Genomic DNA, 12363 nt, shown 5'->3' with positions numbered 1-12363 from the left:
CTATGGCATCTAAAATGATACATGCATATTACAACGATGATGATGTGCTGATGCATGCGGTAAAAAAGGTAAAAGCAGCGAAGCATCACATCGAAGAGGTCTATTGTCCTTTTCCGGTTCACGGTTTGGACAAGGCTATGGGACTTGCTCCTACAAGACTTGCTATAACGGCTTTTATGTACGGCTGTGTAGGTCTTACGGTAGCCATTACTATGATGAACTACATTATGATCGAAGATTGGCCTCAAGATATTGGGGGTAAACCAAGTTTCAGTTATTTAGAGAATATGCCTGCATTCGTTCCGATTATGTTCGAACTAACGGTATTCTTTGCAGCTCACTTGATGGTTATTACCTTCTATATGAGAAGTCGCTTATGGCCATTTAAAGAAGCGGAGAATCCTGATGTAAGAACTACTGATGATCATTTTTTAATGGAAATTGAGGTTCACGGTGATGAGAAAGAGTTAACGGAGTTGTTGATGGATTCTGGTGCGGTAGAGATAAACGTAATGGAAAAAAACAGTCATTAATATGAACAGTTTTAGTAAAATAGCAGTTGCTTTCGCAAGTTTGTTCTTGTTGGTGTCTTGCTGGGGAGATAAAGATGAGCCAAACTATCAGTATATGCCAAACATGTACGAGCCGGTGGGGTATGAAGCGTATGGTAAAGTAGAATTTCTTCCAAATAGTCAAGAAGCGATGTTGCCTGCCGACAACACAATTCCAAGAGGTTGGATGCCTTATCCTTTTGAGAACACTATCGAAGGTAAAGAACTGGCGCGATTGAACACTAGTCCTCTCGATCCGTTGAACAGTGAAGATAACTTGGCCCAAGGAGGTCAGTTATATACAATCTATTGTGCAATTTGTCACGGTGATAAAGGTGACGGTCAAGGTACTTTAGTAAAGAGAGAGAAAATTTTAGGGGTGCCTAGTTATGATGATGTTGCTAGAAATGTGACGGTGGGTACTACCATGCATACAATTCAGTACGGTCTTAATTCAATGGGTTCATATGCGTCGCAAATGAATACCGAAGAAATGTGGCAGGTTTCTGAGTATGTAATGCAATTGAAAGGAGAATTAACGAAATAATACCTAGAGAGACGATATGTATACGTTTTCAAACAGATTAAAAATAGGTTCGTTCATTTTAATGGCGCTCGGTGTTTTGGGTATCGCTATTGGTTTTATCAGTGCGCCCAGTACAGTTGAAGAAGCTAAGGCTATTGTCGCTAGTCATGATGATGGCCATGGCGGAGGTCACGGGGCCGAAGCAGGTCATGGTGAAGCCGCTGGTCATGGTGCCGCCGCAGATGCGCATGGTGAAGAACATGATTCATCGCACGATGAACATTTATTGCACCAATTACAGAATAAGCCTTGGGCCGCTTTATACGTAGGTGCTTTCTTTTTCTTTATGATTGCGTTGGGGGTGTTGGCGTTCTACGCTATTCAAAGAGCCGCTCAAGCAGGATGGTCTCCATTACTCTTCAGGGTTATGGAAGGGATTACTGCGTACCTGGTTCCTGGTGGTATTATAGTATTCGTAATCTTGGTACTTTCAGTAATGCATATGAATCATCTGTTTATCTGGATGGATGCCGATGTTGTAGCTCATGATGAATTGATTCAAGGTAAAGTGGGGTATCTTAATCCAACATTTTTCTTGATCAGGGCAGCATTGTTTTTAGGAGGATGGATATTCTACCGTGAATACTCTAGAAAATTATCATTGCAACAAGACGAGGCGCAAGATGACACCAATTTTAAGTTGAACTTCAGATGGTCTGCCGGTTTCTTGGTTTTCTATTTAGTCACCGAGTCTATGATGTCTTGGGATTGGATTATGAGCGTAGATCCACACTGGTTCAGTACATTATTTGGATGGTACGTTTTCGCAAGTATGTTCGTTTCAGGTATAACCGTTATTGCAATGGTAACTATTTACTTGAAGTCTAAGGGCTTGTTACCTGATATAAATGATAGCCATATTCATGATTTGGCGAAATTCATGTTCGGTATCAGTATTTTCTGGACCTACCTTTGGTTCTCTCAGTTCATGTTGATATGGTATTCGAATATACCTGAAGAAGTTACCTATTACGTAACACGAATAGCTGATTATAGATTGCCTTTCTTCGGTATGGTTGCGATGAACTTCTTGTTTCCTGTATTGTTATTGATGAATAGTGATTATAAGCGTATCAATTGGTTCGTGGTATTGGCGGGTATCGTTATTCTTGTGGGCCACTATTTAGATATTTTCAATATGATTATGCCATCTACGGTCGGTGACCAATGGTCTATAGGTATTCCTGAGATCGGAGCGGTACTTTTCTTTGCAGGTTTGTTTATTTTTTGGGTGTTCAAGGCCTTGGCTACAGCACCGTTACAGCCTAAGCGAAATCCGTTTATCGAAGAAAGCAGGCACTTTCATTATTAGAAGTAATTTTAACGTATAACAGTAGCGTACGATGACTACAGTATTGATTTTAGCGGTTTTGATTTTGGTGGCAATTGCAATCTGGCAAATGACCAAGATTTTTGAATTGTCTCAATTGAAAGCCGAAACTTCCCAGATTGCAAACGATTCAGATAACAAGACGAACGGTTATCTCTTGTTCGCCTTCTTGATATTTATTTACGGTATTACCATTTTCAGTTTTTGGAAATACTCAAAGTTCTTGTTGCCAGAAGCGGCTTCCGCCCACGGTGAAGAATACGATTACCTTATGTTGGTGTCTTTCGTAATTATTTTTATAGTTCAGACGCTTACTCAGGCTTTATTACATTATTTTGGTTACAAGTACCACGGTCGTAAAGGTCAGAAAGCCTTGTTTTACGCTGATAACGACCGTTTAGAGTTCATTTGGACTATTATTCCCGTAGTTGTATTAGCAGGTTTGATCCTTTGGGGTCTTTATACTTGGACCACGATTATGGATGTCAACGATGAAGATGACCCGATTATGGTCGAGCTTTACGCTCAACAATTTGCCTGGACGGCCAGATACGGTGGAGCCGATAATGTACTTGGTGATGCCAATGTTAGAATGATCGATATCAATAAAGCCAATGTTCTGGGTTTAGACGAGTCCGATACCTATGCAGCTGATGATATTATTGTTAAAGAATTACATTTACCCGTCGGTAGAAAAGTGAATTTTAAAATGCGTTCTCAAGACGTATTGCATTCCGCTTACATGCCTCACTTCAGAGCGCAAATGAACTGCGTACCAGGTATGATTACAGAGTTCTCTTTCACACCTATTTATACAACAGAGGAAATGCGTCAAAATTCCGATGTTCGTGATAAGGTAAAGCGCACTAATGAAATTCGTGCGGAAAGGGCGGCTAACGGAGAAGATAATGCCGACCCATGGGAGTTTGACTATATTTTACTTTGTAACAAAATATGCGGTAAGTCTCATTACAATATGCAAATGAAAATTGTGGTAGAGACTGAAGAGGAGTATGAAGCATGGCTTGAAGGGCAAAAAACTTTTGCCGAAAGTGTGCTTAAGCAAGACGCGAGTGAAACCGCAATGAACACGATACAGTAAGTATTAAGTATATTTAAGCTGACCTACAGCTAAAGAAAGCTATTAAAAAAATTAAACAATAAGAGAATTATGTCTGTTACAGCACATGAACACGTAGATGACCATGCACATGATGACCATGGGCACCATCATCACAAAGAAACTTTTGTAACCAAGTACATATTTAGTCAGGATCATAAAATGATAGCCAAGCAGTATTTTATTACTGGTGTATTGGTTATGGGCTTTATAGGTATTGCCATGTCATTGTTGTTCCGTATGAAATTGGCCTGGCCGGGAGAATCTTTTTCGGTTTTTGAAGCTGTGTTAGGTAAGTGGGCACCAGAAGGTGTTATGGATGCCGATATCTATTTGGCATTGGTAACCATTCACGGTACTCTTATGGTATTCTTTGTACTTACTCAAGGGTTGAGTGGTACTTTTAGTAATTTATTGATACCCCTTCAGATAGGTGCACGTGATATGGCATCAGGTTTTATGAACATGCTTTCTTTCTGGATGTTCTTTGTTTCCTGTGTGATTATGTTGGGGTCATTGTTTGTTGAAGCAGGACCTGCCGCAGCTGGTTGGACGATCTATCCTCCGTTAAGTGCCCTTCCTATGGCACAATCGGGCTCTGGAATGGGTATGACGCTCTGGTTGGTTTCCATGGCGATATTTATTGCTTCCTCACTTTTAGGTTCGCTTAATTACGTGGTTACGGTGATTAACTTACGAACTAAAGGTATGTCGATGACAAGATTGCCACTTACTATTTGGGCATTCTTCGTTACTGCCATCATTGGTATTATATCTTTCCCGGTATTGCTTTCGGCTGCATTATTATTGATTATGGATAGAAGTTTTGGTACATCCTTCTTCTTGTCCGATATTTTCATCCAAGGTGAAGTATTACATCATCAAGGGGGGTCACCTGTTTTGTTTGAGCACTTGTTTTGGTTCTTAGGTCACCCAGAGGTTTATATAGTACTTCTTCCGGCATTAGGTATTACCTCAGAGATAATGTCTACCAACGCTAGAAAACCGATTTTTGGTTATCGCGCAATGATTGCATCCATATTGGCAATTGCATTCTTGTCAACCATTGTTTGGGGTCACCACATGTTTATCTCAGGTATGAACCCATTTTTAGGTTCGGTGTTTACTTTTACGACTTTATTGATCGCTATTCCATCTGCGGTAAAAGCTTTTAATTATATCACCACTTTATGGAAAGGTAATTTACAGCTCAACCCTGCGATGCTTTTCTCTATCGGACTTGTTTCTACCTTTATCACGGGTGGTTTGACAGGTATTATTCTTGGTGACAGTACTTTAGATATTAATGTTCATGACACCTATTTTGTTGTGGCTCACTTTCACTTGGTGATGGGTATTTCGGCATTGTACGGTATGTTCGCCGGTGTATATCACTGGTTCCCTAAAATGTTCGAAGGCAAATTGATGAACAAGAATTTAGGTTATGTTCATTTTTGGGTTACCGCAGTATGCGCTTACGGAGTGTTCTTTCCGATGCACTTTGTGGGTATGGCCGGTGTGCCAAGAAGATATTATGAGAACACCGCTTTTCCAATGTTCGACGAACTGGCAGATGTTCAGGTATTGATGACCGTATTTGCTTTAATTGCGGGAGCGGCACAATTGCTATTCGTTTACAACTTTATTCACAGTGTCTTTTACGGTAAGGTTGGTCCTAAGAATCCTTGGAAATCCAACACCTTGGAATGGACTACTGAAAACAAACACATTCACGGTAACTGGGATGGTCCCATACCGGAAGTACATAGATGGGCTTATGATTATAGTAAGGTCGATGAGAACGGAGAGTATATAATTCCGGGACAAGACTTCGTGCCTCAATCGGTTCCTCTTCAAAAAGACGAGGTAGAATTACAACATTAAAAATAAACTAACTCAAATAAAAATGCCCGGCTTTTATAGTTGGGCATTTTTTTTGATATATTAGTTATGGGTCACCTAGTAAGAGTTATGGTTTAACTCTTGAATGGCCGGGGTAACCCTGTTTAGATACTAAAGAATTAATTTATGAGATATATAGTACTATTGATAGTGTTCGCTTGTTGCTGTCAAGTAACGGCTCAACGAAAGCCGAAAATCAAAGGAAACAAAAGTGTAGTAGACTATCAAGAGAGTCTCCCGGCCTTTAATGCAATTGAATTGAAGGATGATTTGGAAATCAACTTGCAAAATAGTGCTGAAGAGGGTTTTTCGATTACTGCCGATGATAATCTTATCGATGTTCTCAAATTCAGTGTTCAAGATAGTATTTTAGTCATAAGTTCATTCTATAATATTACGAGTAAGAAGAAACTTGACATCACCGTACACTATAATTATTTAAATGCAATTACACTTTATGATGGGCGTGTTAATATGGATGGAGTTATAAACACGGATGAGCTTCATGTAAACACCTATGATTCGGCCAAACTACAGCTGAATGCCGACGCTGATTTAATCAGTGTAAATATGGAAGGCAATAGTTCTGGAGATTTTAATTTAAGCGGAGGTGAACTCAATTTTGTTTTAAAGGATAGAATAGATGTGCGCATCTATACTGTTGGAACGGTTAACAATGTCAAAATGTACAAAAACGCCTCGGTCAAGATGGAAGGTACGGCTGATGAGCTTCATGCCAACCTTTTTGAGGGCTCGAGTTTTAAAGGTCAAAAGTTAGAGACCCACAAGGTTTATCTGACTGCTGAAGATTCTTCAAAGGGAGACGTATATGCTCTAGAGACTCTTGAATTGAGCTCAACAGGTTCTTCGGAAACTCATATATACGGAAACCCCCAAATTACCATACATCAATTTGAGGGTACACCTGAACTTCATAAGGAGAAATAATGCTAATCGGTCAATTGGCGATAGGGGCGCTCATACAATGATCAGAAATGCCAAAACCGTCAACTAGAACATTGATATGCGGGCGCAGTTCGGTACACAAACGTTCCACTCTTTGTCTTATCGCCTTTGATTTTGTGCCCCCTAAATATCCTTGTTCGAGAAACCATTCCGCATCTTTTCTTATTTCAGAAAGGGCATAAAGTGTTCCTAGTTTTTCGAACAGTGCCCTATTCTTGTCTTCCGACATATGCTCTACAAAGTCAGAGAAGGTGTTGTATGCGAGCTCAACGCTATAAGCCTTGCCCAAGGCCAATAAATGGGTCTGTACCTTTAAAAAGGCCTGATAAGAAGGCATGCCCTGTTTGATATAATCACGTATGCGCATCGCTAAAGTGTAGGTCAATCTTCTTGTACGGTAATTGAAGGCATGCTTGTGAAATTTAGGATTGTAAAGATGTTCTTTGTCGACCTTATTCGAATAGACAGGATTGATGGTCGTGAGCGTATTGTTAAGCTGCATCCCCAATATTTTAAGTACTGAAGTGAATCCTGCGCTATTGAACTCTGCTTTAAAATCGGATAGCACGCCTTTTGCAGCTAGCAACAAGAGTACAGTGTTGTCGCCTTCAAATGTGGTGAAAATATCAACATCGCCTTTCAGGTCTGCTATTCTGTTCTCTAAAAGGTAGCCTTTGCCACCGCAAGCTTCTCGGCATTCTTGAATCGTATCGTTGGCGTACCATGTAATCAGCGACTTCAGACCAGCTACTTGAGTTTCAACTATTCGTTTATCGGGCTGGCTTTCATCACAATATGTTTCCATCATATTGTCCAATGCAAAATGGTAGACATAGGCACTGGCCACCAATGGTGTCAATCGTAATTGATGTGAGGGGTAATCCATTAATAAATCTTCCTGAACTTTAATGCTGTCATTAAATTGCCTTCTTTTTAGAGCATGTTTTATTGCCACGGTCAATGCGAATTTTGCACCTCCTAGTCCGGCTCTAGCTACACAAATACGGCCACCCACTAGTGTCCCCAGCATGGTGAAAAATCTTTTGTTCGGGTTTTTAATTTCGGAATGGTAAGAGCCATCCGCTTTTATTTCTCCGTACTTGTTTAATAGGTTCACTCTGGGAACCGAAACTTGATTGAACCATATTTTTCCGTTATCAACTCCATTAAGTCCGAGTTTATAACCGTTATCTTCAACCTGAATTCCTGGTAGTAGTTCGTGCTTTTCGTTTCTTAGAGGAACAAGAATCGCGTGTACACCTTCATTCTTTCCGTTGACAATAAGTTGGGCAAAAACAGAAGCCATTTTCGAATGAAGGGCATTACCGATATATTCCTTATTATCATTTTTTCCGGGGGTGTGAATAATTATAGTGTCCGTAGAGGGGGCGTAGGTGGCTGTAGTCTTGATGCCTCGAACATTAGACCCGTGACCGGTTTCGGTCATGGCAAAGCACCCTAGGAGTTCAGTTCTGCCGGTTTCTGACAAAAACTGATCATGATGTTTTTTGGTTCCCAGTTTTTGAATACTGCCGCCAAAAAGTCCGAACTGCACACCGAATTTTATGGTAAGGCTACCATCAACATACATCATATTTTCAAACATATGGGCATAGCCTTGCATGTCGTTTGCCCCTCCATAGGCTTCAGGGTAGGCTAAAGCGCCATAGCCTTTATCTGCCAAAAATTTCACCTGATTTAAAACAACCTCCCTGAAATCTTCTTTTGTTCTATGAATGTCCCATTCAAAAATAGGGTCGTCAAGAGTGCTTCTAAATTCATTGATTAGTTTGGCGTGTTTGCCTTTTAAAATAGTATCGATTTCATTGGCATTGTAATAGTTAGAAGTGCTTTCATGGTCAACTTCCACATCAAAAAGATGGTTGTAATGGTTGGGTTGTATGCCCAAGTTAATCTCAATATGTTTTAGGCTCTCGTTAAACGGACATTCATCGTAGTAATGGCAAACCACCTGTTGACTAAAAGTCGCTAGGGGAAAGTTGAGGCTTTCAACTAATTTAACTTGGGAGCTCGATATCAATTGTTTCCAGTTTTTCATTTGACTTTCAGTCGGGGGGTTCTCCGGGTTTAGCCAATTGAGAAGTTCTTTTCTTTGATCGGGCGATAGGGTGGTATCTGCTTTTAAAGTGTTTTGAACCACATTTATTTCAGATTCGGTCACCAAGTTGTCAGACCAAATGACATAGAAAAAGGGAATATATTGTAATAGTTGAGCGGAGTATGTATTTTTTTGCATAAAATGAAATTACGATTTTTTGACAAATTTCAAGTATTAGAATTTTTAGGTGGTCGGTAGAAGTCCACACTTTGAATTCATATAGTAGGTCGAATAAACTGTGCTCGCTTTCCCCTATCTTTGTTCTTGTATGAACGAGAATTTAGACCCCACAGGAGATAATTTTTCCTCAGAGGAAATTGATATCGAAAAGGCATTGCGGCCTATATCATTTGATGATTTTACAGGGCAACAACAAGTGCTTGAAAATCTTAAAATATTTGTTCAGGCTGCCAATCAAAGAGGAGAGGCCTTAGATCATACGCTTTTTCATGGCCCGCCAGGTCTAGGCAAAACTACATTGGCGCATATTTTGGCGAATGAGCTAGGTGTAGGCATCAAAGTTACCTCGGGTCCTGTTTTAGATAAGCCAGGAGACTTGGCCGGCCTGTTGACCAATCTTGATGAACGCGATGTATTGTTTATTGATGAAATACATAGATTGAGCCCTATAGTCGAAGAGTATCTCTACTCGGCGATGGAAGATTACAAAATAGATATTATGATCGAGACCGGGCCGAACGCGAGGTCGGTTCAAATTAATCTTAATCCGTTCACGTTAATTGGCGCGACCACACGTTCCGGTTTACTGACGGCACCCATGAGGGCTAGGTTCGGTATTTCAAGCCGGTTACAATATTATGACACCGAGTTGCTTTCCACCATCGTTCAACGAAGCTCTGATATTCTAAACGTTCCGATTAGTAATGAGGCTTCCATTGAGATTGCGGGTCGTAGTCGCGGAACGCCTCGTATCTGTAATGCGCTATTGCGTCGTGTTCGTGATTTTGCCCAGATAAAAGGTAACGGTAACATCGATATTGAAATCTCAAAATTTAGTTTACAGGCCTTGAATGTTGATGCGCATGGTCTAGATGAAATGGATAATAAGATACTGACGACAATTATTGATAAATTTAAGGGTGGCCCTGTGGGGATAACCACTTTGGCAACGGCAGTTTCAGAAAGTGCGGAGACTATCGAAGAAGTTTATGAACCATTTTTGATTCAGCAAGGTTTTATTATGCGCACGCCACGGGGTCGTGAGGTGACCGAGCTTGCGTATAAGCATTTGGGTAAGACCCAACCCGGTAATCAGCAGGGGTTGTTCTAACCTAAAATTTCAAAATTTGATTATGTTAGTTAATGGAAGGAAAGAAAAGACCTTTGGTTACGGTTTCAAAATTTGAGGTCTTCAAGAATCGAAAACGAATTCTACAAAACCCGTTACCCTTCCACCAAGAAAATTTTGAAAAACACGGAGACACTTTTTTAGTAAATATCGGAATTGGTAATAAGGTTGTTTTTACAAGGGATGCCGAAACGATAAAGCATATTCTTCAAAAGAACCATAAAAATTATTATAAATCGTCGCTTCAAACGAAAGATTTGGCCAAGTATATTGGGCAGGGACTACTGACTACTAATGGTGATTTTTGGCGAACACACCGCCGAATGGTCCAGCCCGCTTTTCATAAAACGAAGTTACAAGGTCTTTTGGGCATAATGTACAAAAGTATTACCGATGAGTTAAATCGCATTGAGCCTGAAAGCAGCTTTGATATTTTTCCGTTAATGGGAGATATTGCTTTTCAAGTAGTTGCACAAGCTTTGTTTAGTGCAGATGATTTAAGAAATCGAATGGTCAAATTGCAGCACATAACCGAGACCAACCAGAGAATGCTCATAAAAGAAATGAGGCAGCCCTTTAAAAAATGGTGGTTTCAGCTATCTGGTCAAGTTAAAAAGCATTTGAACCTATCTGAAGATGCTAGGGAGTTGTTAAACAGTATTATTCAAGACCGTATAGATTCATCTGAAGAGAAAGACGACTTGCTAGATATGCTGTTAAGAGCAAAATACGAAGATGGTTCGGGTATGTCTCGTAAGCAACTCATTGACGAGGTAATGATTCTATTCACTGCGGGGCATGAAACTACCGCAAATGCATTGAGTTTTAGTCTGTTTCTTTTGGCCAAGAATCCGAAGATTCAAAACCAGTTGTTTGAAGAGGTAAAACATTTTGATTTTGATGGCGATTTGATGTCGGTCTTAAATAACTTGAACTTTACTAAGCAATGTATCGAGGAAGCAATGCGGCTCTACCCACCTGTTTATGTAATTGACAGGGTAAGTCTGGCGAATGATGCTATAGGCGGGCACGAGTTTGAGAAGGGTACGGTCTGGCTCATGAGTGTGTATGAACTACATCGCCATAAAGATTTTTGGAAGAATTCTGAAGAGTTTCAACCTATGCGTTTTGGGGTGTCGAATAGAAAGGACTATTCGAATTGCTATTACCCCTTTGGGGCGGGCCCGAGAATGTGTGTCGGTAATAATTTCGCTATGTTCGAAATGATTATGGTGGTTGCTTCAATATTCAAGAAGTATAGGGTGACGACTGAAATTGATAACGTAGAGATTAATCCTTTAATTTCGTTGAAACCTAAAGAGGTTCCTCTTAGATTTGAACTGAGATAGGTTAACCGTTAAACCATTTTTTTGAATAAAAAAGTAGAATATAGTGCGCTGATAAAGGAAGAGGCCAAGCGTATCGGCTTCCTATCTTGCGGTATTTCTAAAGCTGACTTTCTAGAGGATGAAGCACCACGCTTAGAATCATGGCTCGAGAAAAATAGGCATGGTGAGATGGGGTATATGGAAAATCATTTTGATAAGCGGCTTGACCCTAGATTGTTGGTCGATGGCGCCCAATCGGTGATTTCATTATTACTTAATTACTATCCTGAAGAAACCCAAAAAGAAAATACCTATAAGATTTCTAAATATGCCTATGGGCAAGATTACCATCATGTCATTAAATCTAAGTTAAGGCAATTACAAGAATTTATTTCAAATGAAATAGGTGAAGTGAACGGCCGTGCCTTTGTAGACTCCGCACCCATTTTAGATAAGGCTTGGGCCGCAAAAAGTGGATTGGGGTGGATCGGTAAAAATAGTAACCTGTTGACCCAGCAAGTAGGTTCATTTTATTTTATTGCCGAGCTCATCGTAGACTTAGACTTAGAATATGACCACGCGGTAACCGATCATTGCGGAACATGCACGGCCTGTATAGACGCTTGCCCCACCAATGCTATTGTTGAACCTTATGTAGTAGACGGTAGCAAGTGTATCTCTTATTTTACGATAGAGCTAAAAAATGAAATTCCGGGGGAGTATCGGGGCGAATTCGATGATTGGGCTTTTGGGTGTGATGTTTGTCAAGATGTTTGCCCTTGGAATCGGTTCTCAAAACCACATCAAGAACCTTTGTTCAATCCGCACCCAGATCTTCTGGAAATGACTAAAAATGACTGGGAAGAAATGACCGAAGATGTATTTCGAAAGGTCTTTAAAAAATCGGCGGTAAAGCGTACTAAATTTTCGGGACTGCAGCGAAATATCGATTTTTTAAAATAAGTACCAATATTTTTTGATAAAGAGTTTCAATCATCCTGTAATTTGCTAAATGCATTGTTTTTGGTAGTATTCGTTAAACAATAGTCGATATTTCAATTTTTTTTTCGCCTCTAACGTTTTCGGTTGATATCTTATTCTTTTTTAAGGATTCAATAGGTTTTGAGTTTTCTAACTTGCCCTTCAATCTGG

The 12363-nt window shown here is 40.1% G+C and carries 10 protein-coding genes; 9 read left to right on the top strand and 1 reads right to left on the bottom strand.

Going from position 1 to position 12363, the window contains the following annotated elements; translation table 11 throughout:
• Positions 1-2 precede the first annotated feature (2 nt).
• The 6 genes from IV512_RS16010 (at position 3) to IV512_RS15985 (ending at position 6437) form a co-directional block, all read left to right on the top strand.
• The gene (locus IV512_RS16010; protein WP_209405160.1) at positions 3-533 is read left to right on the top strand and encodes a DUF3341 domain-containing protein; all 531 of its coding nucleotides are present in this window, start codon (positions 3-5) and stop codon (positions 531-533) included.
• A 1-nt stretch (position 534) separates the two neighbouring features.
• The gene (locus tag IV512_RS16005) at positions 535-1098 is read left to right on the top strand and encodes a cytochrome c (protein ID WP_209405158.1); all 564 of its coding nucleotides are present in this window, start codon (positions 535-537) and stop codon (positions 1096-1098) included.
• A gap of 16 nt (positions 1099-1114) precedes the next feature.
• Positions 1115-2449 carry a quinol:cytochrome C oxidoreductase gene (locus IV512_RS16000; protein ID WP_209405156.1) on the top strand — a complete coding sequence of 445 codons (1335 nt, stop codon included), beginning with the start codon at positions 1115-1117 and terminating at the stop codon, positions 2447-2449.
• Between the two features lie 31 nt (positions 2450-2480).
• The gene (locus IV512_RS15995) at positions 2481-3569 is read left to right on the top strand and encodes a cytochrome c oxidase subunit II (protein ID WP_209405154.1); all 1089 of its coding nucleotides are present in this window, start codon (positions 2481-2483) and stop codon (positions 3567-3569) included.
• Positions 3570-3638: 69 nt separating this feature from the next.
• Entirely contained in the window at positions 3639-5471 is a 1833-nt protein-coding gene (locus tag IV512_RS15990) for a cbb3-type cytochrome c oxidase subunit I (RefSeq protein WP_209405152.1), read from the top strand.
• Between the two features lie 144 nt (positions 5472-5615).
• On the top strand, positions 5616-6437 hold the full coding sequence (locus IV512_RS15985; protein WP_209405150.1) for a GIN domain-containing protein: 822 nt from the start codon (positions 5616-5618) through the stop codon (positions 6435-6437).
• A 10-nt stretch (positions 6438-6447) separates the two neighbouring features.
• On the opposite strand, the gene IV512_RS15980 is transcribed toward IV512_RS15985, so the two are convergent.
• The gene (locus IV512_RS15980; RefSeq protein WP_209405148.1) at positions 6448-8712 is read right to left on the bottom strand and encodes an acyl-CoA dehydrogenase; all 2265 of its coding nucleotides are present in this window, start codon (positions 8710-8712) and stop codon (positions 6448-6450) included.
• Positions 8713-8842: 130 nt separating this feature from the next.
• On the opposite strand from IV512_RS15980, the gene ruvB reads away from it, so the two are divergent.
• The 3 genes from ruvB to queG are packed head-to-tail and all read left to right on the top strand — an operon-like array spanning position 8843 to position 12174.
• Positions 8843-9865 (top strand): Holliday junction branch migration DNA helicase RuvB, encoded by a 1023-nt coding sequence (gene ruvB, locus IV512_RS15975; protein ID WP_209405146.1) that lies wholly within the window; start codon positions 8843-8845, stop codon positions 9863-9865.
• 32 nt (positions 9866-9897) lie between these two features.
• A complete protein-coding gene (locus tag IV512_RS15970) occupies positions 9898-11232 on the top strand; it encodes a cytochrome P450 (protein WP_209405144.1) in 1335 nt (444 codons plus the stop codon).
• Positions 11233-11253: 21 nt separating this feature from the next.
• Positions 11254-12174, top strand: coding sequence for a tRNA epoxyqueuosine(34) reductase QueG (queG, locus tag IV512_RS15965; RefSeq protein ID WP_209405142.1), 921 nt, complete (start codon positions 11254-11256; stop codon positions 12172-12174).
• The last annotated feature ends 189 nt before the right edge of the window (positions 12175-12363 follow it).

It is taken from the genome of Pseudozobellia sp. WGM2 (genome assembly GCF_017810075.1).
GTDB lineage: Bacteria > Bacteroidota > Bacteroidia > Flavobacteriales > Flavobacteriaceae > JADNYK01.
Note: the sequence above shows the minus strand (reverse complement) of the source record. Positions and strands in the feature narration are given on the sequence as shown.